Source organism: Paraburkholderia aromaticivorans, from assembly GCF_002278075.1.
GTDB classification, from domain to species: domain Bacteria; phylum Pseudomonadota; class Gammaproteobacteria; order Burkholderiales; family Burkholderiaceae; genus Paraburkholderia; species Paraburkholderia aromaticivorans.
On the sequence record NZ_CP022990.1, the window covers coordinates 2,403,039 to 2,427,486 of the forward strand.

General features: G+C 60.1%; 15 protein-coding genes, 2 tRNA genes, 3 rRNA genes and 3 pseudogenes. 16 read left to right on the forward strand and 7 right to left on the reverse strand.

Features of this window, described 5'->3' with window-relative positions:
• Nucleotides 1–5 precede the first annotated feature (5 nt).
• Both CJU94_RS30300 and CJU94_RS30305 read left to right on the forward strand, forming a co-directional pair.
• Nucleotides 6–1,784, forward strand: coding sequence for a DUF2300 domain-containing protein (locus tag CJU94_RS30300; protein WP_095422255.1), 1,779 nt, complete (start codon nt 6–8; stop codon nt 1,782–1,784).
• A gap of 138 nt (nt 1,785–1,922) precedes the next feature.
• Complete coding sequence (locus CJU94_RS30305; protein WP_095422256.1) at nt 1,923–2,729, forward strand: YfaP family protein; 807 nt, start codon at nt 1,923–1,925, stop codon at nt 2,727–2,729.
• A 298-nt stretch (nt 2,730–3,027) separates the two neighbouring features.
• Here CJU94_RS30305 and CJU94_RS30310 read toward each other — a convergent pair whose 3' ends face one another.
• Nucleotides 3,028–4,479, reverse strand: coding sequence for an IS1182 family transposase (locus tag CJU94_RS30310; RefSeq protein ID WP_095422257.1), 1,452 nt, complete (start codon nt 4,477–4,479; stop codon nt 3,028–3,030).
• Between the two features lie 109 nt (nt 4,480–4,588).
• Here CJU94_RS30310 and CJU94_RS30315 point away from each other — a divergent pair, with 109 nt between their 5' ends.
• The 3 genes from CJU94_RS30315 to CJU94_RS30325 are packed head-to-tail and all read left to right on the forward strand — an operon-like array spanning nt 4,589 to nt 6,701.
• Nucleotides 4,589–5,638: a YjgN family protein gene (locus CJU94_RS30315; protein WP_244221017.1), complete on the forward strand. Its 1,050-nt coding sequence runs from the start codon at nt 4,589–4,591 to the stop codon at nt 5,636–5,638.
• Nucleotides 5,639–5,651: 13 nt separating this feature from the next.
• Nucleotides 5,652–5,999 (forward strand): DUF7092 domain-containing protein, encoded by a 348-nt coding sequence (locus CJU94_RS30320; protein ID WP_095422259.1) that lies wholly within the window; start codon nt 5,652–5,654, stop codon nt 5,997–5,999.
• Nucleotides 6,000–6,023: 24 nt separating this feature from the next.
• Nucleotides 6,024–6,701, forward strand: a complete 678-nt coding sequence (locus tag CJU94_RS30325; RefSeq protein ID WP_095422260.1) for a M48 family metallopeptidase — start codon at nt 6,024–6,026, stop codon at nt 6,699–6,701.
• Between the two features lie 179 nt (nt 6,702–6,880).
• On the opposite strand, the gene CJU94_RS30330 is transcribed toward CJU94_RS30325, so the two are convergent.
• Together CJU94_RS30330 and rpoD are read right to left on the reverse strand one after the other, a co-directional pair.
• A complete protein-coding gene (locus CJU94_RS30330; RefSeq protein WP_095422261.1) occupies nt 6,881–7,357 on the reverse strand; it encodes a PRC-barrel domain-containing protein in 477 nt (158 codons plus the stop codon).
• Nucleotides 7,358–7,981: 624 nt separating this feature from the next.
• On the reverse strand, nt 7,982–9,979 hold the full coding sequence (gene rpoD / locus CJU94_RS30335; RefSeq protein WP_095422262.1) for an RNA polymerase sigma factor RpoD: 1,998 nt from the start codon (nt 9,977–9,979) through the stop codon (nt 7,982–7,984).
• A 783-nt stretch (nt 9,980–10,762) separates the two neighbouring features.
• Here rpoD and CJU94_RS30340 point away from each other — a divergent pair.
• The 5 genes from CJU94_RS30340 to rrf all read left to right on the forward strand — a co-directional run bounded on the left by CJU94_RS30340 (nt 10,763) and on the right by rrf (nt 16,130).
• Nucleotides 10,763–12,295 (forward strand): 16S ribosomal RNA (locus CJU94_RS30340).
• A 78-nt stretch (nt 12,296–12,373) separates the two neighbouring features.
• Nucleotides 12,374–12,450 (forward strand) — tRNA-Ile (locus CJU94_RS30345).
• A 65-nt stretch (nt 12,451–12,515) separates the two neighbouring features.
• A tRNA-Ala gene (locus CJU94_RS30350) sits at nt 12,516–12,591 on the forward strand.
• Nucleotides 12,592–12,908: 317 nt separating this feature from the next.
• Nucleotides 12,909–15,787 (forward strand): 23S ribosomal RNA (locus tag CJU94_RS30355).
• A 230-nt stretch (nt 15,788–16,017) separates the two neighbouring features.
• Nucleotides 16,018–16,130: ribosomal RNA gene (rrf, locus tag CJU94_RS30360) — 5S ribosomal RNA — on the forward strand.
• The 16S, 23S and 5S rRNA genes sit together here with 2 tRNA genes alongside, the layout of an rRNA operon.
• A gap of 121 nt (nt 16,131–16,251) precedes the next feature.
• Here the strand turns inward: rrf and CJU94_RS30365 are convergent.
• The 3 genes and pseudogenes from CJU94_RS30365 to CJU94_RS30375 all read right to left on the reverse strand — a co-directional run.
• Nucleotides 16,252–16,380: pseudogene (locus CJU94_RS30365) on the reverse strand (lipocalin family protein); the annotation flags it as partial.
• 47 nt (nt 16,381–16,427) lie between these two features.
• Nucleotides 16,428–16,892, reverse strand: a complete 465-nt coding sequence (locus tag CJU94_RS30370) for a hypothetical protein (RefSeq protein ID WP_095422264.1) — start codon at nt 16,890–16,892, stop codon at nt 16,428–16,430.
• A gap of 220 nt (nt 16,893–17,112) precedes the next feature.
• A pseudogene (locus CJU94_RS30375) lies at nt 17,113–17,787 on the reverse strand (IS110 family transposase); the annotation flags it as partial.
• A 302-nt stretch (nt 17,788–18,089) separates the two neighbouring features.
• On the opposite strand from CJU94_RS30375, the pseudogene CJU94_RS30380 reads away from it, so the two are divergent.
• Nucleotides 18,090–18,290 (forward strand): annotated as a pseudogene (locus tag CJU94_RS30380) (transposase); the annotation flags it as partial.
• A gap of 327 nt (nt 18,291–18,617) precedes the next feature.
• Here CJU94_RS30380 and CJU94_RS30385 read toward each other — a convergent pair.
• Nucleotides 18,618–19,475, reverse strand: coding sequence for a FadR/GntR family transcriptional regulator (locus CJU94_RS30385; RefSeq protein ID WP_095422265.1), 858 nt, complete (start codon nt 19,473–19,475; stop codon nt 18,618–18,620).
• Nucleotides 19,476–19,751: 276 nt separating this feature from the next.
• Between CJU94_RS30385 and CJU94_RS30390 the strand changes: the two genes are divergently transcribed.
• The 5 genes from CJU94_RS30390 (at nt 19,752) to CJU94_RS30410 (ending at nt 24,432) form a co-directional block, all read left to right on the forward strand.
• Entirely contained in the window at nt 19,752–20,960 is a 1,209-nt protein-coding gene (locus CJU94_RS30390) for an ABC transporter substrate-binding protein (RefSeq protein WP_095422266.1), read from the forward strand.
• An 85-nt stretch (nt 20,961–21,045) separates the two neighbouring features.
• The gene (locus CJU94_RS30395; RefSeq protein ID WP_095422267.1) at nt 21,046–21,906 is read left to right on the forward strand and encodes a branched-chain amino acid ABC transporter permease; all 861 of its coding nucleotides are present in this window, start codon (nt 21,046–21,048) and stop codon (nt 21,904–21,906) included.
• Complete coding sequence (locus CJU94_RS30400) at nt 21,903–22,970, forward strand: branched-chain amino acid ABC transporter permease (protein ID WP_095422268.1); 1,068 nt, start codon at nt 21,903–21,905, stop codon at nt 22,968–22,970. The genes CJU94_RS30395 and CJU94_RS30400 overlap by 4 nt, the downstream gene beginning before the upstream one ends.
• Nucleotides 22,967–23,734, forward strand: a complete 768-nt coding sequence (locus tag CJU94_RS30405; protein WP_095422269.1) for an ABC transporter ATP-binding protein — start codon at nt 22,967–22,969, stop codon at nt 23,732–23,734. The genes CJU94_RS30400 and CJU94_RS30405 overlap by 4 nt, the downstream gene beginning before the upstream one ends.
• A complete protein-coding gene (locus CJU94_RS30410; RefSeq protein WP_095422270.1) occupies nt 23,731–24,432 on the forward strand; it encodes an ABC transporter ATP-binding protein in 702 nt (233 codons plus the stop codon). The genes CJU94_RS30405 and CJU94_RS30410 overlap by 4 nt, the downstream gene beginning before the upstream one ends.
• Nucleotides 24,433–24,448: the final 16 nt, after the last annotated feature.

The following is a 24,448-nucleotide window of genomic DNA, read 5'->3' on the forward strand; positions in this document are numbered from 1 at the left end:
CCGCCATGTTCAGCGCGCTTCGGCCTCTACGCGATCGTCTGGCAGCTACGCTGCGGGTCGCGCTCGTCGCCGGCATGGGGTGCGGTTTGGGCGGTGCGGGAGCGTATGCGGCGACTTCGTCTTCGCCCGCTTTAACCACGGCCTCCGCGCCGCAGATGCTGCGCTTTGCCTGGTTGCGCGACGGCCAGAGCCAGCTCTGGCAAGTCGACGCCAGCGGCGCCGCGTCCGGCTTCTCGCCGGGTGCCGCGCGTGCGTTGCCGCGCACGCTCGAGACGCCGCTTGGCAGCGTGTGGAAGCTGTTCGTCTACGGCTATCTGGTGGATCGCAACATCGCAGCGCCGGACTACGTCTGCAACGGCGGCGATCCGGAAGAAGCGTATTGCTGCATGACCGGCGGCCACATCGATCGCGATCGTGCGCTGGTGCAGTCGTGCGGACTCTTTTTCGAGCCCGCGCGCCTGCAACTCGATTCCGCCGACTGGCGCAAGTACTGGACCGCCGTTCACGCGCCCGCCTGGCTGCGCGATCTGCCGGCGATGACGCCGGCGCGCCGCGTGCCGGTGGCCGAACTGCTCGCCGCGTTGCAGGTCATGCCCAGCCGCCCGCGCGAAGCGGCCGCGAGCACGCTCGTGTCGGTGCTGACCAGCGGACGCGGCGAAGGCACGGTGTCGCAGTACGGCAGCGTCCTGCGCGCCAAGACCTGGACGATGCCGGATCCGGCGCGGCCGGGTGCGTCGATCGGCGGCGCGGCGGGCTGGCTCGCCGACGGCACGCCGGTATGGCTGGGCGGCCCGGGCGGCAGCGCGCGCGTGCTGGCGGCCGCCGCGCCGCGCATCGCGCCGCTGCTCACGCCGATCACCGTGCCGGACGACGCCGCGTGTGTACTCGTCGATTTCTTCAGCCGCTATCCGATTCGCGAAGTGCTCGGCGACAAAGGACCGGCCGCCGCCCCGGAGGGTCCGCTGCGCGGCGAATTCCGGGTCGGCTTCGTGAATGGCAATTGGGCGCGGGTGACGAGCCGCGGCGAATTGCGGCTCGATCGTGACGCCGCCGGCGCGCTGCAAGTGGTCGGCCGTTTCGGCATGAACGATTATGTGGCGCGCGTGGTCGAGCGCGAGGGCGACACGAGCCAGCCGGAAGCCGCCAAGGCGTTGGCCGTCGCGGCGCGGACCTACGTGGTGCAGCATGGCAGTCACGATCACGGCTGTTTCCGTATCGACGACAGCAGCAGCACGCAGCGCGTCCTGCCCCGCGCGCCGACGGCAGCCGCGCGTCACGCCGCCGATCTGACCGACGCGCTCGTGCTGAGCGGCGTGCCCGTTCAGTATCACCACGACGAGGCCGCGCCGGGACAGATGAGCTGGCTGGCAGCGAAGGCCTCCGCGCAAGCCGGCCTGACGTTCGACGCCATTCTCGCGCGCACCTGGCCGCAAGCGACGCTGACTTCGTTCCAGAGCCCGTTGTCGGGAGACTGCGTCGCGGTGGCGGGCGCGCAGGCCTGGCTGCGGCGCAACGCGCCGTTGTGGGCGCGCCGCATGGAAGGCGCGCCGGGCTACGAAACGCCCGATCTGCCCGCTGTCTGCGCGGTGCGCGAAGGGCGTCCGTATGCCGATGCGCAGCGCAATCGCGTGTACGTGTATCGCTTGCGGACCGAAGAGGACCGCGTTGCGTTGGCGCATGAATATATTCACCTCGCGTTCCAGCATCATCCGCGCGGTCTCGACGAGACGTTCGTCGAGCGGACCGCGCGCACGCTGATTCGTACCGACAATCCGATTCAATGAATGGGCAATTTTCGATTCGAGCGGCTAGCGCTTCGAAGCTAAAGCGGGCGTTCAACTAAAACACGCTGAACCGACGGCGTAAAACGATGGTCGTGGCGCTGCGCGAGCGGCTCTGAGGGCGGGATAGGAGCAGTGAAGATGAAGGTCGAGACGACGGGTTGGATGAAGGCGAGCTACAGATTCCTCGCAGTGGCCTGTTTGGCCTGCCTGCAGGCTGCGCCGGCGGCGCACGCGAGCGATATCGATCTCGCCGCGCCGTTGAACGGCTGGCGCAATACGAGCGGCGACAGCGAGCGTTATACGCAGGACGTGCATTACCCGGCCGTGTCGGTATCGACGCCGGAAGGGCAGTCCAAACTGGCGTTGATCGAAGGGCAGATCCGCAACGCGCCGAAGAAGAAAGGCACCACGGTGGGCACCTTGGTGGTCGACGGCACGCCGTTGCCGCAGCGCGTGGAAGAGGACGGCAAGTTCTCGCGCCCTTACGCGTTTGCCGCGGGCAGCAACGGCGTCGAACTGCGTGCACCGGATGGCAGCCGCAAACGCGTGCAATTCTACGACGCGTACAGCGGCAAGACCCAGCCGAAGCTGCGCGTACTGCTCGCGTGGGATACCGACGGCACCGATCTGGATTTGCACGTCGTGTCGCCCGACGGCGCGCATACGTGGTACGGCGAGCGCGTCGCGCCGAACGGCGGCGCGCTCGACGTCGACGTGACCACGGGTTATGGACCGGAGATCTATTCGTCCGCTGCGCCGTTGAAGGGCACGTATCTGGTCTTCGTGAATTACTACGGCAGCGGCAATGGCAACGCCGATATGACCGTCGCGCAGGTGACCATCATCACGAACGAGAATACGCCGAACGAAAAAAGCGAAACGATTCGCGTGCCCATGCGCAAGGCCGGAGAATTGACGCTCGTGAAAACATTTGTGTTGCCGTAGAACGGTGGGAGCAGGCGCTTGCTCTCGCTCGCAAGCCGGTCTGCAAAAGCTTGCGCGATGCAAGCCAGTTTGCGCGGGGCAGTCACCTGCTTCGCAAAGCCTACGCTTACGCGGGCCATAAAAACTCGATTCGCGAAATGGGGCAGAAAAACAATGAATTCACTCGACCGAGGTTGTGTAAAAACGTATGGGCCGACAGGCGGGTAGGACAACTGTGGGGCCGCCGCGTCTTCGCAGTTGACGATTTCTGAAGGCTGACCAGATTGAGATGCGCCGGCGAGCATGGGCAGGCGTGAGATTACGCGCCTGCCAGCTTCATCGCTCGTAGTGTCTTCGCAAATCCGAGGATCTTCATCACGCGTTTGAGGTTGTACGCCAGCACATGCAAGCTCATTTCAGTTGAGACGTTCCCAAGCCTGCGCATCTGGAAATGGGTTGAGCCCATCCAGTGCTTCAGCGTGCCGAACACGTGCTCGACCGTCCGTCGCCGTATTGTCATCGCATCAAGCTGACGATCCAGTCTGCGTTGCATTCTGTCGAGTACCGCTTCGTGTTCCCATCGGCGAATGCGTCGATACGGCGCCGGCGTGCACTGCTTTCTGAGTGGACAGTGTGGGCAGGCACTGCTCCAGTAGGTCCGCAATTTCAGCAGATTCGCCCTTTCAAACGAGGTGTACCTGTAAATCGCACGCTGGCCCGCCGGACATAGATACTGGTCGTCTTTGGCGATATAGATGAAGTCGGCCCGATCGAAGCGGCCGTCGGCCTTTGCACCAGATGTTTGCGTCTTAGGTACCAGTGCCGCGATACCCGCGTCGTCGCACGCCTTGATCTCCGGTGCGCTGAAATATCCACGGTCTGCCAGTGCCTTGATTTTCCTCTTCCCCATCGCGTCGCGCGCCGCTTTGGCCATCGGACTCAACTGAGTCCGGTCGTTGCCGACGTTCGTGACTTCGTGGGTAACGATGAGATGGTGCCGGGCGTCGACGGCGACCTGAACGTTATAGCCAACCACGCCCGTACCCTTGGCTTGGGAGATCATCGAGCGTGAGTCCGGGTCGGTCAGTGAGATCTGCTTTTCCGGCAGATCGCTCAGGAGTTCCGCTGCGCGTTTCAGATCGCGCATCTGTTCACGCAGCGTCTCGATCTTCTCCCGTAAGCGTTCAGTCTTCGCTTCTACCTCGGCCGGCTGAGTGCGATCGGCGGTCTCCAGCGCGTCCAGATAACGCTGAATGCTTTGCTCGATCTGCTCCTGACGCCGTGCAATCTTGTTGGGCGTGAAGTTGTTGTCGCGGCTGTTGACCGCCTTGAACTTGCTACCGTCGATGGCTACGACCGCTTGTGTGAACAGCTTCAGGTCACGGCATATCATCACGAAGCGACGGCACACGTTGCGAATGCCTTCGCCATTGCTCCGCCTGAACTCGGCAATCGTCTTGAAGTCGGGCGCAAGCCGGCCGGTCAGCCACATCAATTCGACATTGCGCTGGCATTCCCGCTCCAGGCGTCGGCTAGACTGCACGCGATTGAGATAGCCGTAGATATAGATCTTGAGCAGTACGGCTGGGTGGTAAGAAGGTCGCCCGGTGCTTGCCGGCGTAGTGCCTTCGAATCCGAGCGATCCCAGTTCGAGTTCTTCGACGAATGCGTCGACAATCCGCACAGGATTATCTTCAGCGATAAAGTCATCGAGACATTCCGGCAGGAGTGTCGTCTGACTGCGTTCCGCACCTTCGACAAATCGCCCCATCTGCGCCTCTCGATCCAGCAGGTTGATTCAGTCTAGATGATCATCTGAGTTTTTACACAACCTCGACCAGAAGCAGCCGCTCTTCATCTACGACGGCAAGATTGGGGAGTTGTACGGGATCTTTATCAAGAATCTGCTGCTGCAGATCATCACACTCGGCATCTATCGATTTTGGACGACCACCAATACGCGTCGATATATCTGGTCGCGCATGCGCTTTCAAGGTGAGCGGTTCGAATACACCGGCACCGGCGGCGAATTGTTCAAAGGTTTTTTGCTGGCCATTGCGATCCTGTTCAGCGCCGTATTCGCCGCAGCTATTCTTAGCGCGATCTTGCGCGCCGTCACGGGGAGCGCGTTGCTGGGCGCATTGCCGCCTCTCGTTCTTTATCTCGTGATCGCGGTGGTCGCGTCGGGCGCTTATTTCAGCGCGCAGCGCTATCGTCTGAGCCGCACGCAGTGGTGCGGGATTCGCGGCGGCATGACCGGCTCGTCGGTCGTCTATGGCGTGGTTGCGTTGCTGTACGGCTTGCTGTGCATCGTCACGCTCGGTCAGATGGTGCCGTGGATGTCGATGCGTCTCGCGGAGCGCCGTATCAACGCGAGCAGTTTCGGCAGCTTGCCGTTTCACTTCGAAGGCCGCGCCCGCGCGTTGTACGCCGCGTTCCTCGGGATGTTTGCCGGCGTAATCGTGCTGCTGATCGTGCTCGGCGCGATCTTCGTCAACAGCTTCACGGCGCTCGTGCGGGTCGGCCATGCGCCGCTCAAGGGACATGATCCCGCCGCGCTCGCTGCTCTCGGGTCGGTGTTCCTGTTCTACTTGCTGTTCACCGTCGGCGCGTTGTTGATCCGGTGCTTCTATCTGGCATTGGTCACGCGCCATGTCATGGGCAATACGACCCTGGGCTCGCAACTGAGGTTCGGCAGCAGCATCACTGCGGGGCGTCTGCTCGGCATGATGCTCGGCAATCTGGCCATCGTCGTGGTCACGCTGGGTCTGGGTTGGCCGATCGTGCTGCATCGCGTGGTGCGGCTCGCAGCGGATACGTTGCAGGTGTCCGGTCAGCTCGATCCGCAAACGCTGGCGCAAAACGATCAGACGCCGCCACGAACCGGCGAGGGCATGCTGAACCTGCTCGATCACGGCAGCGCGTTCTGATTCGGAGGCGGCTTTGACGCTTTCCGATTCAGCGAGCGAGCGCTCGACGGGCACGCGTTACTACGACGGCCGCAGCGCCGCTGCGCATGCGGCAACACTGCGCTGGAGCGACGCGTTTCTGTCTATCGACGGCATGGCGGGTGAGCTCGCGGTTTGGCCGCGTGCGCGGCTGGTCGTCGGCGAACCCGATCCGGAAGGGCGCATCACGTTGTCGTGCCGAGGCGAGCCGGGCCGCGTGTCGATGGACGCCGCCGCGCTGCCGGCGCGGATCGTGCCGCCGCGCATGCGGCGCCGGCAGTATCTCGGCTGGTTGGCGGTCGGCGCGGCGGCGTCGGCGTTGGCATTCGTGCTCGTGATGTGACTGCCGGCGGCGGCCGCGGCGCTGGTGCCGCGCGCGGCCGAAAACCAGTTCGGCGCGATGGTGGAGTCGGTTGTCGTCGGCAAGCGCAAGGTGTGTCGCGGCGCCGAGGGACAGCGAGCGCTCGAGCAGCTCGAAGCGCGGCTCGCCCACGCGGCCGGTATCGAGCAACCGGTCCGTCTGGAGGTGATCGATCGCAAGACAGTCAATGCACTGACGCTGCCCGGCGCGCGCATGGTGATCATGCGCGGTCTGATCGAGCAGGCCGGCAATGCCGATCAACTGGCTGGCGTGATGGCGCACGAAACCGCACATATCGCGCGGCGTGATCCGCTGGTCGCATTGTTTCGCGGCGCTGGGATCGGCGTGGTTAGCACGATGCTGGGCGTCAATCTCGGTTTTGCGGATGTGTCGTCGCTGGCGGGGCGACTCGTCGGGTTGTCGTATAGCCGTGATATGGAACGTCTCGCCGATGCAAACGGCGTCGCCTATCTGCAAGCGAGCGGCTTGCGTAGCGACGGGCTGGCGGGATTCTTTGCGCTGACCGACACGCGCAACGGCAGTGCCGGCCCGGCTGTGGAATTCCTCTCGGATCATCCGCGCACGGTCGATCGCCAGAGGCAAAGTCACGGCTCGCCGCTCGGCGAAAGCGCGTTGACGCCGCATGAATGGGCGGCTGTCCAGGCGATGTGCGGGACGCCGTGAGGCTAGCGACTCATTCAAAGCGCAGAGATGAAAGCCAATGCGTTCAACGAGTTGCGTGAGTCATGCGCAGGTTGTCCACAGGCTTGCGAACATTTTCTGTGGACAAACTTCTTCGCGAGCGCGCCTGCCGCTGAGGAGGCGGCTCGCCTGGCATGGCCTCGATGCCGCCTCGCCGCTATTCACAGGGGTGAATCCAAGCCCCGCTCTTCCACTACGTCACGCGTGGCCGCCCAATACGGCGGCCGGTTGTAATACTCGTGCACGCTCGTGCCCCATTGCGTATCCGCCATGGAAGGCCACTGGTCCTTATCGAAGCCCGGCGCGTTTCTGATCCGCTCGGCGCTTGCATCGAGCACGAAGCACCGGTCGTCCGTGTCGAGCGTGAGCGCGCTCCATGGAATGGCGTGAAGCGTGTCGCCCATGCCCAGAAAGCCACCCGTGGACAACACCGCGTAAGCAATCCGCCCGCCGCGCACGTCGAGCATGATGTCGGTGATCTTGCCGACGTGTTCGCCGTCGGACGACACCACCTTGTTTCCGTCAAGCGTGGATGCGGCCATGACTTCCGGTCCGGGACCGTCCCCCATGCCGACTCCGACTATAGTTGCGCCTTGCGTGTCCGCGGATGCGGGGACTCGGGGGTCGAGTGTGGTCATGATGTGCTCCTCGTAAATGGCCTATCAACGAGCGCGCAACGACTATGCCTGTTGCCTGCGGGGAGGGTTGCCGCGGCAGCGTCGTCCCGCGGGCGCCGCGGCTGGCGGTCGCGCGGCGAACGCGGTTCGCGCGGACGTGGCGGCGCTTGATCGGCAATTGTGGGAAGCGTTACCGGAGAAATTTGCGCGGACTGTCCCGGAATTTCAGAGCCATGTTGGGATGGCTTCAGCGCGGGCTTTGGCGAGAGCACGTTCAAAACGCACATGTCAGCGGTGAAGACATCAAACGGCGAAGATGCCGACGCGGGACGACGTCGTGGTCTATCTGCACGTAAGACGCGGCGGCAGCGGCACAGGATGGCAATACGGGGCAGGATGACGTAGCGAGCGATTCTGCAGGCGCGGGCGCGCGGAGTTCGCCGTCCCGGCTGTCAAATTGCTTGATTAGGGCGGATACGCTCGGGCTCGAACGTCCCGGTCAGCCTCGAGAAGCGCGCTATACGCTCTATACGACTGGATGATGGTGGCTGGCAACGGGAGTCGCCCTCGGCAGGTTCGTCTCGCTGCTCGCTCGAGAGAGGGTGCGCTTGCCGTGCGTGACGCACGGCAAGCGCTGCTGCGGGCTTAGCGGTCGAGGAACGACTTCAGACGGTCAGCGCGGCTCGGATGCATCAGCTTGCGCATGGCCTTGCTCTCGATCTGACGAATCCGCTCACGCGTGACGTCGAATTGCTTGCCGACTTCTTCGAGCGTGTGGTCCGACTTCGTGTTGATGCCGTAGCGCATGCGCAGTACCTTCGCTTCGCGCGGCGACAGCGAGTCGAGCGCGTCGTCGATGGCGGCGCGCAAGTCGGCCTGCATGGCCGCGTCGGCCGGCGAAGACGCTGCCGAGTCTTCGATCATGTCGCCGAGCGTGGCGTCGCCGTCGTCGCCGACCGGCGTTTCCATCGACACCGGCTGCTTGGCGATCTTCAGAATACCGCGCACCTTCTCTTCCGAGAGTTCCATGCGTTCCGCGAGCACGGACGGATGCGCTTCCTGACCGGTCTGCTGCAGGATTTCGCGTGAAATGCGGTTCAGCTTGTTGATCGTTTCGATCATGTGGACCGGCACGCGGATCGTGCGAGCCTGATCGGCGAGCGAACGCGTGACGGCCTGACGGACCCACCACGTCGCATACGTGGAAAACTTCCAGCCGCGCCGGTATTCGAACTTGTCCACGGCCTTCATCAAGCCGATGTTGCCTTCCTGGATCAGGTCGAGGAACAGCATGCCGCGGTTCACGTACTTCTTCGCGATCGAGATCACGAGACGCAGGTTCGCCTCGATCATTTCGCTCTTCGCCTTGCGCATCTTCGATTCGGCCGCGACCATCTGGCGGTTGATCTCTTTCAGATGCTTCAGCGGCAGCGAAACCGTTGCTTCGATCTCGATCAGCTTTTGCTGTTCGGACTGAATGGCCGGCAGATGGCGCTCCAGCGCCGCGCCGTACGACGAGGACGAGCGCGCGGCGCGCTCCGTCCAGCCGAGGTCGGCCTCATGACCGGCAAACGACTCGATGAATTTCTCGCGCGGCATGCCGCTCTTCGTGACGACGATTTGCAGAATGTTGCGCTCGATCGCACGAACTTGCGCGACCTGTTGCTGCACGTCGCCGCACAAGCGGTCGATGGTGCGTGCCGTGAAGCGGATCTTCGCGAGGTGCTGCTGGATCTCTTCGCGTGCCCGCTGATACGCCTTCGAGGTGACGTCGCCGCGCGTGTGCGAGGCGTTCATCTGGTCGGACAGCATGCCGACCTGCGCGAAGATTTCGAGGCAGTCGCTCGTGAGCTGCTTCAGGCGTGCTTCGTCTGCCGCCGAGGAGTCGGCCGGGCCGACGTCATCGTCGCTGTCGTCGTCATCGTCGCTGTCCGTGTCGGCGTCGACATCGGCCGATGCGTCCGCGCTTGCGCTGTCTTCTTCGGCGGCGAGCGTGTCTTCATTCAGGCCGTCCACCAGTTCGTCGATGCGCAGCTCACCGTCGGCAACCTGCTGGGCGCTCGCCAGAATGGCCGAGATCGCGAGGGGGCAGGCGGCGATAGCCTGCACCATTTCGTGCAAGCCGTCTTCGATGCGCTTGGCAATCGCGATTTCGCCGGCGCGCGTCAGCAGTTCGGTCGCGCCCATTTCGCGCATGTACATGCGCACCGGGTCGGTCGTGCGGCCGAACTCGGAATCGACGGTCGACAGGGCGACTTCGGTTTCCTCGTCCGCCTGATCGTCCGACACCACGGCGGGGGCGTTCGAGTTGAGCAGCAGCGTTTCCGCATCCGGCGCCTGCTCGTAGACCTGCACGCCCATGTCGTTGAACGCGCTGACAATGCTGTCGATCGCCGCCGTTTGCGCGAAGTTGTCGGGCAAATGGTCGTTGATCTGCGCGTGGGTCAGATAGCCTTGTTCCTTGCCGAGCTGGATCAGCGCGCGCATCTGGCGCTGACGTTCTTCGGCTTGCTGCGGCGGCAGCTCGGCCGTCACGGGGATCGCTTTGCCGGCGCCCTTGCCCTTGGCCGTACGGCCCGAGGGAGCTTTGGCGGCGTAGCCGGCGGTTTCGTGTTGCGAATCTTCGCGATCAAAAGGGTTCACGTATTCTCCTCTAGAGGCTTCGCTATGAGACGCAAGACGCGACCGTCAGGCGTTTCGAGCATGGCTCAACATCACCTGAGTGACTCAACGCGGTTGTTTGGCTGTGCTCTGGGGAGCAAAAAAGATGAGCCCGCTCGAAGCGGGCCGATAGAAATGTGCGAAATTCGCGCGGCTCGCATTATATACGAGCTTGGGCCTTCGCGCTCATCGTGTGCACATCATTTCATCATGCGCGTTTGTTGCAGGTGCATCCTTGGGCCGCTGGCTGGGCGTTAGGCGGTTTTTCTGTCCATGCATCAAGATGCGTGCACATTGGTGGATTTCAAGCTCTTCACTATAGAGGAACTCGGCCACCCTCACACGCCGGGATCGTTTCCGTATCACTTTGCCTATATATAGGGTCCGCGTGTTTCTGGCGTCGATCGGCACTTGGTCAAAAGAAAATTCACAAAAGGGGGTTGACGACGTGCCAGTCGTTCTCCATAATCTCGTTTCTGTGCTGCTGATGCAGCGACGCAGAACGAAGCGGTGCCGGGTAGCTGGAAGTGCGGTACTGGTTCGGTAGTGAATGCGGACTCGATCTTTAAAAATTAACAGCCGATAAGTGTGGGCGCTTGATGCGCGATGCGGGCTGGATTCTCCGGAATCTGGCGCAAAGCAAAAGTATCAAGTCTCACACAGTAATGAAAGGAAGGTTTGACTGTCGCAAGATGGTTGGATCATTCGTCAGTACGTTGAGTGAGCGACCGGGTTCGAAAGAGCCCGAAAAACAGTAACAGGTTTGAACTGAAGAGTTTGATCCTGGCTCAGATTGAACGCTGGCGGCATGCCTTACACATGCAAGTCGAACGGCAGCACGGGGGCAACCCTGGTGGCGAGTGGCGAACGGGTGAGTAATACATCGGAACGTGTCCTGTAGTGGGGGATAGCCCGGCGAAAGCCGGATTAATACCGCATACGATCTGCGGATGAAAGCGGGGGCTCCTTCGGGACCTCGCGCTGCAGGGGCGGCCGATGGCAGATTAGCTAGTTGGTGGGGTAAAGGCCTACCAAGGCGACGATCTGTAGCTGGTCTGAGAGGACGACCAGCCACACTGGGACTGAGACACGGCCCAGACTCCTACGGGAGGCAGCAGTGGGGAATTTTGGACAATGGGCGAAAGCCTGATCCAGCAATGCCGCGTGTGTGAAGAAGGCCTTCGGGTTGTAAAGCACTTTTGTCCGGAAAGAAAACCTCTTGGTTAATACCCGAGGGGGATGACGGTACCGGAAGAATAAGCACCGGCTAACTACGTGCCAGCAGCCGCGGTAATACGTAGGGTGCAAGCGTTAATCGGAATTACTGGGCGTAAAGCGTGCGCAGGCGGTTCGCTAAGACAGATGTGAAATCCCCGGGCTTAACCTGGGAACTGCATTTGTGACTGGCGGGCTAGAGTATGGCAGAGGGGGGTAGAATTCCACGTGTAGCAGTGAAATGCGTAGAGATGTGGAGGAATACCGATGGCGAAGGCAGCCCCCTGGGCCAATACTGACGCTCATGCACGAAAGCGTGGGGAGCAAACAGGATTAGATACCCTGGTAGTCCACGCCCTAAACGATGTCAACTAGTTGTCGGGTCTTCATTGACTTGGTAACGTAGCTAACGCGTGAAGTTGACCGCCTGGGGAGTACGGTCGCAAGATTAAAACTCAAAGGAATTGACGGGGACCCGCACAAGCGGTGGATGATGTGGATTAATTCGATGCAACGCGAAAAACCTTACCTACCCTTGACATGTATGGAATCCTGCTGAGAGGTGGGAGTGCCCGAAAGGGAGCCATAACACAGGTGCTGCATGGCTGTCGTCAGCTCGTGTCGTGAGATGTTGGGTTAAGTCCCGCAACGAGCGCAACCCTTGTCCCTAGTTGCTACGCAAGAGCACTCTAGGGAGACTGCCGGTGACAAACCGGAGGAAGGTGGGGATGACGTCAAGTCCTCATGGCCCTTATGGGTAGGGCTTCACACGTCATACAATGGTCGGAACAGAGGGTCGCCAACCCGCGAGGGGGAGCCAATCCCAGAAAACCGATCGTAGTCCGGATCGCACTCTGCAACTCGAGTGCGTGAAGCTGGAATCGCTAGTAATCGCGGATCAGCATGCCGCGGTGAATACGTTCCCGGGTCTTGTACACACCGCCCGTCACACCATGGGAGTGGGTTTTACCAGAAGTGGCTAGTCTAACCGCAAGGAGGACGGTCACCACGGTAGGATTCATGACTGGGGTGAAGTCGTAACAAGGTAGCCGTATCGGAAGGTGCGGCTGGATCACCTCCTTTCTCGAGCTAACGCGTCAGGTGTTGAGCGCTCACGCTTATCGGCTGTGAAATTGAAGACAGATACGCAGACAGACTCAGGGGTCTGTAGCTCAGTCGGTTAGAGCACCGTCTTGATAAGGCGGGGGTCGATGGTTCGAATCCATCCAGACCCACCACTGATTCTGCGGTGGCTGACCGGTGAAACCCCTGGGATGAAAGCAGATCTGATCTGTGCATGACTGGGGGATTAGCTCAGCTGGGAGAGCACCTGCTTTGCAAGCAGGGGGTCGTCGGTTCGATCCCGTCATCCTCCACCAATCCTCAATGCCAAGGGTTCAGTTGAACTGAATGTTTGGCATTGGCGATTGAGCCAGTCAGAGTGATACGCGGTTATAGCAACTGCGATATCGGCTGTCGTTCTTTAACAATCAGGAAGAAGTAGTAAAGAGATTCACGAAAGTGTACTTAGAGATGGGTGCGCAAGTAGGTGAATCAGGGTTGTGATTGTATCAATGTATGAAAAGGTGATCGAAAGATTGCCTTGGAATACGGCGCAACACGAATACTCAACCTGTAGCGATTGTGGCGAGCGTGTGATTCCCAGTGGATCACACATGAGACACACCCGTTATAGGGTCAAGCGAACAAGTGCATGTGGTGGATGCCTTGGCGATCACAGGCGATGAAGGACGCGGTAGCCTGCGAAAAGCGGTGGGGAGCTGGCAAACGAGCTTTGATCCACCGATATCCGAATGGGGAAACCCGGCCCGTATGGGTCATCCGTAGCTGAATACATAGGCTACGTGAAGCGAACGCGGTGAACTGAAACATCTAAGTAACCGCAGGAAAAGAAATCAACCGAGATTCCCAGAGTAGTGGCGAGCGAAATGGGACCAGCCTGTACTCTTTATCTTCATTGTTAGTCGAAGGCTCTGGAAAGTGCCGCCATAGCAGGTGATAGCCCTGTAGACGAAAACAGCGAGGAAGAACTAGGTGTACGACAAGTAGGGCGGGACACGTGAAATCCTGTCTGAAGATGGGGGGACCATCCTCCAAGGCTAAATACTCGTGATCGACCGATAGTGAACCAGTACCGTGAGGGAAAGGCGAAAAGAACCCCGGGAGGGGAGTGAAATAGATCCTGAAACCGCATGCATACAAACAGTCGGAGCCTCGCAAGGGGTGACGGCGTACCTTTTGTATAATGGGTCAGCGACTTACATTCAGTGGCAAGCTTAACCGATTAGGGCAGGCGTAGCGAAAGCGAGTCCGAACAGGGCGTTCAGTCGCTGGGTGTAGACCCGAAACCAGGTGATCTATCCATGGCCAGGATGAAGGTGCGGTAACACGTACTGGAGGTCCGAACCCACTAACGTTGAAAAGTTAGGGGATGAGCTGTGGATAGGGGTGAAAGGCTAAACAAACCTGGAAATAGCTGGTTCTCTCCGAAAACTATTTAGGTAGTGCCTCGTGTATCACCTTCGGGGGTAGAGCACTGTCATGGTTGTGGGGTCCATTGCGGATTACTACGCCATAGCAAACTCCGAATACCGAAGAGTGCAATCACGGGAGACAGACATCGGGTGCTAACGTCCGGTGTCAAGAGGGAAACAACCCAGACCGCCAGCTAAGGTCCCCAAATATTGCTAAGTGGGAAACGAAGTGGGAAGGCTAAAACAGTCAGGAGGTTGGCTTAGAAGCAGCCATCCTTTAAAGAAAGCGTAATAGCTCACTGATCGAGTCGTCCTGCGCGGAAGATGTAACGGGGCTAAGCAATATACCGAAGCTGCGGATGCACATTTATGTGCATGGTAGGAGAGCGTTCCGTAAGCCTGCGAAGGTGCATTGAAAAGTGTGCTGGAGGTATCGGAAGTGCGAATGCTGACATGAGTAGCGATAAAGGGGGTGAAAGGCCCCCTCGCCGTAAGCCCAAGGTTTCCTACGCAACGTTCATCGGCGTAGGGTGAGTCGGCCCCTAAGGCGAGGCAGAAATGCGTAGCTGATGGGAAGCAGGTTAATATTCCTGCACCATTGTTAAATGCGATGGGGGGACGGATCGCGGAAGGTTGTCCGGGTGTTGGAAGTCCCGGTCCTTGCATTGGAGAAGGCGCTTAGGCAAATCCGGGCGCGGAATTCAAGGGTGCGAGGCCATTCACTTCGGTGAAGAAGCAACTGGAAGTGGTTCCAAGAAAAGCCTCTAAGCTTCAGTTTAACAAGACCGTACCGCAAACCGACACAGGTGGGCGAGATGAGTATTCTAAGGCGCTTGAGAGAACTCGGGAGAAGGAACTCGGCAAATTGGTACCGTAACTTCGGGATAAGGTACGCCCCTGTAGCTTGACTGGCCTGCGCCAGAAGGGTGAAGGGGTTGCAATAAACTGGTGGCTGCGACTGTTTAATAAAAACACAGCACTCTGCAAACACGAAAGTGGACGTATAGGGTGTGACGCCTGCCCGGTGCCGGAAGATTAAATGATGGGGTGCAAGCTCTTGATTGAAGTCCCGGTAAACGGCGGCCGTAACTATAACGGTCCTAAGGTAGCGAAATTCCTTGTCGGGTAAGTTCCGACCTGCACGAATGGCGTAACGATGGCCACACTGTCTCCTCCCGAGACTCAGCGAAGTTGAAGTGTTTGTGATGATGCAATCTCCCCGCGGCTAGACGGAAAGACCCCATGAACCTTTACTGTAGCTTTGCATTGGACTTTGAACCGGTCTGTGTAGGATAGGTGGGAGGCTTTGAAGCGTGGACGCCAGTCTGCGTGGAGCCGTCCTTGAAATACCACCCTGGTTTGTTTGAGGTTCTAACCTTGGTCCGTTATCCGGACTGGGGACAGTGCATGGTAGGCAGTTTGACTGGGGCGGTCTCCTCCCAAAGTGTAACGGAGGAGTACGAAGGTACGCTAGGTACGGTCGGAAATCGTGCTGATAGTGCAATGGCATAAGCGTGCTTAACTGCGAGACCGACAAGTCGAGCAGGTGCGAAAGCAGGTCATAGTGATCCGGTGGTTCTGTATGGAAGGGCCATCGCTCAACGGATAAAAGGTACTCTGGGGATAACAGGCTGATACCGCCCAAGAGTTCATATCGACGGCGGTGTTTGGCACCTCGATGTCGGCTCATCTCATCCTGGGGCTGTAGCCGGTCCCAAGGGTATGGCTGTTCGCCATTTAAAGAGGTACGTGAGCTGGGTTTAAAACGTCGTGAGACAGTTTGGTCCCTATCTGCCGTGGGCGCTGGATATTTGAAGGGGGCTGCTCCTAGTACGAGAGGACCGGAGTGGACGAACCTCTGGTGTACCGGTTGTCACGCCAGTGGCATCGCCGGGTAGCTATGTTCGGAAGAGATAACCGCTGAAAGCATCTAAGCGGGAAACTCGCCTTAAGATGAGATATCCCCGGGGCTTCGAGCCCCTTGAAGGGTCGTTCAAGACCAGGACGTTGATAGGTCAGGTGTGGAAGCGCAGTAATGCGTTAAGCTAACTGATACTAATTGCCCGTAAGGCTTGATCCTATAACAGGTGTGTCTTGCGATGATCGTTAGTGCTTCAGCACTTACGAGCATCCCACCCCCGAAGGGGGCACGCGTGAACTCCAGATGGGGCACGCAGAACGCACGGTTGAGATCAGTGTTGTGCCAACAGAAACAACACAACCCCACGCTCTACCCTGGTGAGCATCACCAGAAACTACTTCTTCCAGATTGGCTGGGCTGTCCCCGGGACAGCCGAGCAACAAGTCATGCCTGATGACCATAGCGAGTCGGTCCCACCCCTTCCCATCCCGAACAGGACCGTGAAACGACTCCACGCCGATGATAGTGCGGATTCCCGTGTGAAAGTAGGTAATCGTCAGGCTCCCCAGCAGCATCAGAAACCCCACCCCCAAAAAGGTGGGGTTTCTGCGTTTACCGGCCGCCGTCCCCGGACTACCCGGAATACCGGTCACCCCCGCCACTACCGGCGCGGCAAACCGCCTTCACTCCTTCCCCAGCCGCAGCGCCTTCGCGTAACCCGTCAGCTCCAGATAGGCCCGCCCCACCTCCACGCCTTCCCGGCTCACCCGTACCGCACCTTCCCAGTACAGGGCGCTCGTCGATTGTCGGGAAATGCGTCGATGGGCTTGCCTCCACGCTCCCAAATCATGTGATCGGCCTAAGCCCGTTTGCGCACGGGAGCCTGATACGACATGCCCGCGGTAAATCGATCAAGCCGCTCGCTCGCATCGGTGATTGCCCAAAGAGGCGCGCTATGCAACTGCTGATCGTAGTTTGTCGCGATCGTCGCAAAAAGCGAGAAACCCGCCTCGTCGAGGCTCCACTTGCCAGTCTCGCGGCCGGTATCGAACACATGCGACACCGCGCGTTCCGCCGCACTCAGTTGTTCGCTGGTCGCCGAGCCAAAGCCCGATTCAGCCAGAAAGCCGGTCAGCAGCATGATTTGCGTTAGTGTTTGCGCATCGGTCATGCTGCCGGCGCCGCGGCGCAAGGCATCGAGTGCCAGATGGACCCGCAAGGCGAGGTCGTCGGCGGTCTGCCGGGCGATGGGTAACAGCATGGCCTTGGTAAGCCGCGCACGCGCAACGCCTGTATTACGAGATAACGGGATAGGTTGTGCCATGGAGGTCCAATGTTTACGCCTGCAGATGCAATAACGGCGCGGCTCGTAAAAGGTTGAGCCCTCATCGTGCATCCGGCCGGCAGACCGACTGGAACTCGATCTAATTGCCGCTTCCGACGCGATGTCCTCTTATGGGGACCGGCGCACCCGAGGGTGTAAATAGTTTTGTGTAAACGGTCATTTGGCAGGAGACTGCCAGTAACAGGAGCGACGATGACCGTACCGTCGTGTTGATGCCACTGACCGACAGCAGCTTGCGCAGCCGCTCATCGTCGATGGTCGCTTGTGCAAGTGCCCGCTCTATCTCGCGCAGATCTTCGCCGAGGCGATCCAGTTCGCGCAGCCACTGCTCGACGCCGAGACGTTCATCCATTGGCAGCGGCTGGGCACTGAGCCATGTGCGCCCTTTCTGGCCGAACAGATCAGTAGCGGGACACCGCTCGATCAGATGTGCGGCCAGGACCGCATGTACCTCGTTCTTCAGTCTCGTGCGCTGCCGCACGAGTTGCGAGCGGCGCGAAATCTGGCGGCGTAGCGCCAGGGTGTCCTCGTCGGGCATTCAGACTTCTGGCAGAAAATTGCTCGCATACAGTTGGGCTAGCACGGCCGCATCGATCCTGTCTGTCTTGACACGCGCCTCGGCGATCAGCCGTACCTTCAGCGGATTTGCGATCGCCACGCGCGCTACATGGGGACGCAGCACGTTGACGATTGCGGCAGTATTGCCAGTGGCTTCGAGCACCACATGATCAGTGGCCCGCAGCCCGGCAGCGAAGCGCTCCAGCTCGTCGCGGCGTAGCCCGGTGCGGCCGCCAGCATGCAGCACGCCGTCCTCCAGGTACGCGATCTCAGTTACGGAGCGCGAAACATCCATTCCTTGGTCGGCGACAATCATGTTGGCCGACCGGCCATCCTACTTCACGTTATCCACATTCCTACGATTCGCATAACCATCTCCCGTTTCAGATCACTGATGGGAGCGGTGGGACAGCACGACAACTACGGATTCGCGCTCGCAGCGCAACCGGGCCGGTCGCAGGGGCGGCCAACTACCAACACGAGCTCGCGGCTCAACGTGTAACAATGGCCTGCCCACCCGAAGTGCTCCCCGGTGCCCCTTGTCCCGGATGGTCACACCATACGCCTGAACTGCGTGGCGCGGAACCGTGAGGCACCGGCTATATCATGCCGGTTAGGAATGCCATTGAATCGATCAACATGAGCCTGCGCAAGGTGATCAAGACGCGCAGTTCATTCCCGACGGACGAGGCAATGACCAAGCTGTTCTGTCTGGCACTGAACAATATCAGCAGGAAGTGGTCGATGCCTATCCGCGACTGGAAAGCGGCCCTGAACCGTTTCACCATCCAGTTCGAAGAACGGCTGGTGCCGGGTTAAACATAGACCCGTTTACACAAAATTCGGGACACCCCCGCGCACCCCCTTTCCGCCTGAGTGCGCGACCTCTTTCGATCTTTCTCCATGCCGCGGCGCGTCTCATCGAGCAGCCTGCCGCGCTGCCGACGCATCGCGCCGGTATGGCAAGCGGACCATGCTAATGGCCGTATGTCAGACGCATCAGGCACATCACGAAGAAAAGGACCTCCGGCGCGTCAAGCAACATGCGGCCGTCCCATACGAACCCGTCTTCGCCGAAACCGCGCTCGGCTTGCAACTTCACAGCGCGCGACCCACAACGCACCTGTAACCTACCTGCAACCTCCGTCAAACTGCGCCGCCCTTGTCATGGTCCTCATCAGACGGCACCACGCTTCGCGCCCGCACCCGTCGACGAATCTCCGAATCCAGGATCAGACGCCCACGCAGTTTTCCCTTCATTCGCTTTACGTAACGGGGCGCTTCGGTCATGTGGATCACCATCAACTCCCGAACCTTCTCCGCGTCACGCTCTCGCGCTGCCTTCGTAATCGCTTTGTGAATTTTGACGTTGGCCTGGCCGAACCGCTCATGTTCGGCCTGCGGCGTGTCGTTACGAAACTCGATCAGCTGCCGGATCATTTCGTTGATCAACTCGCAACTGAACCGCAGAAACGGGTTGGGATTCGCCGCCGCGAGGATATCGTGGAAATTCACGTCTTCCTGACGTTGTCGCACGATGTCCTGCCCCCCATGTGACGAAGCCGGCCGGTCACAACATGCAATGCTCGCGTCGAGCGCCTCGAAGTCCTGCTCCGTCAGATACGGCACGGCCCCTGCGGCGAGTTCGGGCTCCAGCAATTTGCGCACCGTGTAGATGTCATCGATCGAAACGTCCTTGAAAAACAGGTAGTTCTGCAGAAGTTGCAACGTGCGATCGAGCGGTACCTCCACCACCATGCCGCCGCCGCTCGGGCCGGTGGTCACCTTGATGAGACCTTGCACCTCAAGCGATTTCAACGCCTCGCGGATCGTGCTTTTGCTCACCGAAAAAAGTTGCTGCAACTCCACTTCGCGGGGTAGCCGGTCACCTGGCTTCAGGTCTTTCTCAGTGATGAGCCGCTTGATTTCCTCCGCGACCAGATCGCCGCGTTTCTGCTGCTTGATCTCAATCGCGGCGCCAGCCTTGGCGCGGTCCATAACCATATTCGATGCTCCCTAGTTTGTCCTGCACGATCCTCGATCGACCCGCCGGCGTCATCGCAGCCCGGAAGGTCGCCTCATGCTGCCAGGAATTTTGCCTTATTGACACTCGAATTTATTGTACCTACGATCGAGTCCAACCTATTTATCATGATAAATAGAACAGTGCCGATGGGGTGGAAAACTTCACGGCGGCCAGCAAGCTCGAGTAGTCGTTCGCGCCAATGCGTGCAGTTTCGTAGTCGGTCAGTGCGTGTCTCTTCCTTAAGGAGCGTCATTTTGAATCGCCGAAATATGTTGAAGCTGGCCGCGTTGTCGGCCGTTCCGGGAACGTTGGGCTCGCTGGTCGCGCGAAGCGCACTCGCGCAGGCCGGCACCTTGCAGTTCGCCTGTCCGGTGCCAATGTCCGGTCCGTTCGCGGCGAACGGCAAATACGCCGACCTTGGCATGAAGCTCGCAATCGAGCAGTATGGCAAGGTGCTGGGCCAACCGCTCGCGTACACGGTACTCGACACGGAAGGCAAGCCGGCAACGGCAGTGCGGCGTGTGCAGGAAATCGCGCAGCAGAAGAATGCGCGCTTCTTTGCAGGCGGTATTCTGTCATCCGAAGCATTGGCAATGGGCAAGGAAGTCCAAAAAGCCGGCGGTATTTTCATCACCACGGCAGGCGCGGACGAAATCACCGGTAAAGACTGCAACGACGCCACTTTCCGCTGGTCGGTGCCGACCTACGGCGCGATCGAGCAGACGGTGCGGCCGCTGATCCAGATGCAGCCCAAAGCAAAACGCTGGTACACCATCACGCCGCAATACGTGTTCGGCGACGGCTTACTGTCGGCCGCGAAAGCGATCTTCAAAGAGAAGGGTATTGAGCACGTCGGCAACAGCTACCACTCGCTCAATGAGAAAGAGTTCAGCGGCTATCTGACGAACGCGGTTGCTGCGAAGCCCGACGTTCTGCTGATTCTGAACTTCGGCTCGCAGTCGTCCGATACGTTGCGCCAGGCCGTGAGTTTCGGCATGAAAAACAATTGCACGATTCTGATGGCGTGGGCATCCGGACTCGAGCAATTCGAATCGCTTGGCGCGGATCTTTGCGAAGGCGTCTATTTCGGCGCGCAGTACTGGCACGACATCGATTCACCGCTCAACCGCGATCTTGTCAAACGTACGAACGCGGCATTCAAGGCGAACCCCAACTACAGCCTCGCGGGCTCCTATATCTGCACGAAGATCCTGCTCGACGGCATTGTGAAGGCCGGTAATGTCGATCCGAAGAAAGTGGTCGCCGCACTTGAAGGCATGAAGTACGACGGTTTGACCGGCCCGGAGGAAGTCCGCAAAGGCGACCACCAGGTGCTGAAGAACTATTATCTGTTGAAGGGCAAGGCGAAGAACAAGATGAAAAACGCCGACGACTACGCCGATATCGTCAGTTCCGGCCAATCCTTCCTGCCGCTCGACAAGACCGGCTGCAAGATGGCTTGACGCCTGCGTGCCGCTCGCAAACGCGGCTTGAACATCGCGGCACCGCAGTGCGATGCCCCTTCGCACCACCCTTTAGACGGACGCCATGAACGTTTATCTCCTGCAGGTCGTCAACGGCATCGGAGTGGGGATGCTGTATTTCCTGCTCGCGGTCGGTTTGTCGATCGTGTTCGGCTTGCTGCGCTTCGTGAATTTCGCGCACGGTGCGTTCTATCTGCTCGGCGCGTACTTCTGCTATCAGGCGATGCAATGGTCGATGAGTTTCTGGACCGCGCTCGTGGTCGTGCCGATCGTCGTGGGCGCGCTTGCATGGGTCGCAGAGAAGCTGATTCTGCGACACGTGTACGCGCAACAGCATGAGTTCCATATTCTCGTGACGGTCGGTCTCGCACTCGTCGTGCAGGAATGCGCGATCCTGATCTGGGGGCCGCTGGGCGATAACGTAGCTGTGCCCGACATGCTGAACGGTGTAGTGATCTGGGGCAGTTTTGTCTATCCGAAGTACCGTCTCTTCGTGATCGGTTTTACGGCGGTATTGGCGGCGCTTTTGTGGTGGGTGCTGGAAGGCACGCGATTAGGCAGCGCGGTGCGCGCGGGCAGTGAATCGACCGAGATGGTCTCGCTGCTCGGTATCAACGTGTTGCGCGTTTTCAGCCTCGTGTTCGCACTTGGCGCCGCAACGGCCGCATTGGCAGGCGTGCTCGCCGCGCCGATTCGCGGCGTCGATCCGTTCATGGGCATCGAAGCGCTGAGTGTCGCGTTCGTCGTAGTCGTGGTCGGCGGGATGGGTAATTTTCTTGGCGCCCTGGTCGGCGGATTGCTGGTGGGGATCGTGCAAAGCGTGATGAGCACGTTGTGGCCAGAAGGCGCGCGGCTCATGATCTACGTCGCGATGGCCGCGGTCCTGCTGCTACGACCGAACGGTTTGCTCGGGAGGGCGGCATGATCGATACCTCGAAGCCCATTGTGCCAAGCGCTTCCGCTGAAAAGGCTCAGCCGGGTCTGAAGCATTCGCTGCATCGTTATCGCTTCCTGTTGCTTGCGCTGCTGGTGGTGTGCGTATTGCCGCTGACGCTGCGTTCCGGGTCGCTGGCTACAGAAGTCCTGGTGTTCGCGCTCGCCGCGCTAGGCTGCAATTTGCTGCTCGGTCACACAGGCTTGCTTTCGTTCGGGCAGGGCATTTTCTTCGGCCTCGGCAGCTATTGCGCCGGACTGGTACTCACCAGAACGGCGCTGCCCGTACCCGCGGCGTTGCTGGCATCGGCCGTAGTCGGCGCGGCGGCCGCGGCGCTCGTCGGCTGGTTTTCGATTCGTCAGCGCGGCACGTACTTCGTCATGCTGACGCTCGCGTTCGGGCAACTGTTCTATTTCCTCGCGTACACCACCCCCGATCTGACTGGTGGCGACAATGGGCTGCTCGATATTCCGCGCCCGGCGCTGGGACTGCTCGGCAAAACACTCGTGCCTTTGGCTTCGCCGTGGCAATACTATGGCTTTGTCGCGGTGCTCTTTCTCGTGGTGTTCTGGTTGTTGATGCGCGTATCGCACTCCGTATTCGGCCGCACGTTGCTCGCGATTCGCGACAACGAAGCCCGGGCGGCCGCGGTGGGCTACGACGTGAAACGCTTCAAGCTGATGGCGTTCGTGATCTCCGGCGCGGTGACGGGGCTGGCGGGCGCGCTGCACGCGCTGATGACCGGCATCGCGCCGCTCTCGAACATCGACTATCACACGAGCGAGATGATCCTCGTGATGACCGTGATCGGCGGCACCGGCAATCTGTTCGCCTCGGTATTGGGCGCTGCGTTCTATGTGCTGTTCGCCGACTGGCTCTCCACGTTGTGGCCGCGCTGGCTATTGCTGCTCGGCATCGTGCTGATTGCGGTCAGCCTGTTCATGCAGCGCGGGCTATGGGGACTGGGCGAACGCATCTGGCAGTCGCTGCGGCCCCAATCGTCCGCCAAGGCAGACAAGGACGCGGACAACGACGCCGACAAGGAGTCCGTATGAGCGAAGCGATTCTGCGAGCGAGCGGCGTTGTGAAGCGCTATGGAAAATTCACGGCGCTCTCCGACGTTACGCTGAACATCATGCCGCGCACGGTGCACTCCGTGATCGGTCCGAACGGCGCGGGAAAAACCACGCTGTTTCACGTATTGACCGGCACGTTGCCGATCACCGAAGGCAAGATCGTTTTCGACGGCCACGACGTCACGCATGAGCCGGATCATAAGCGCGTGCGACGCGGCGTCGCGCGTTCGTTTCAGGTGACGAGCCTGTTCGCCAATCTAAGCGTGCGGGAAAATCTGCGGCTTGCCGCGCAAGGTGTGGATGCGGTACGCGCGTTGAATGCCTGGACACCGCCGCATGGCGCGCTCACGCATTCGGACACCGTCGACAGCGTGCTCGAACGGCTCGCGCTGCAGCGTTTGAGCGACGTATCGGCAGGCGCGCTCTCGCACGGTCAGCAGCGGCGGCTGGAAGTCGGCATGGCACTCGCCGCGCGGCCCAAGGCGATCTTTCTGGACGAGCCGACCTCGGGCATGGGTATCGACGACCTCGACGATATGAAGCAATTGATTCGCGGCCTGCGCGACGATTACACTGTGGTGCTGATCGAACACAACATGGGTATCGTGATGGATATCTCCGACACGATCACCGTCATGCAGCAAGGGCGCGTGCTGGTGGAAGGGCGCCCCGACGACATTCGCGGCGACGAGCGCGTGCGCAGCGCCTATCTCGGCAACATGATCACCGGAGGCCGCGCATGATTCTCGACGTGCAGCAGATTCACGGCTTCTACGGCAAAAGCCACATCCTGCAAGGCGTGTCCCTGCAAATCAACGACGGTGAAACGGTGACGCTGTTGGGCCGTAACGGCGCCGGCAAGTCGACCACGCTGAAAACGATTGCCGGTGTCGTCGCACCGCAGCGCGGCGCTATCACGTTCAACGGCGTCAAGATCAGCGGAATGCCGCCGCACAAGATCGCATCACGAGGTGTCTGTTTCGTGCCGGAGCATCGTGGCATCTTTCGTTTGCTTACGGTCGAAGAAAACTTGCGGCTCGGCGCGCGCAAGGATTCGCCGTGGCAACTGGACGACATCTACCGCATTTTTCCGCGCCTCAAAGAGCGGCGCACGAACGGGGGCGCGCAGCTATCCGGTGGCGAACAGCAGATGCTTGCAATCGGCCGCGCGCTGATGAATCACCCGCGTTTGCTGATGCTCGACGAGCCGGTCGAAGGCCTCGCACCGGTGATCGTCGAAGAGATCGTCGCGCAACTCAAGTTGATCCGCGAGGCGGGCGTGGCGATTCTGCTGGTCGAGCAGAACCTCGAAGTTTGCACGCAACTGGCCGACCGCCATTACATCGTCGAGCAAGGCGTGATCGTGTATTGCGGCGATAACGCGTCGTTTTCCGCGGACGACTCGATCAAGGACCGTTATCTCGGCGTCGGCGTGGTCTGACGCGCACTCAGTCTTC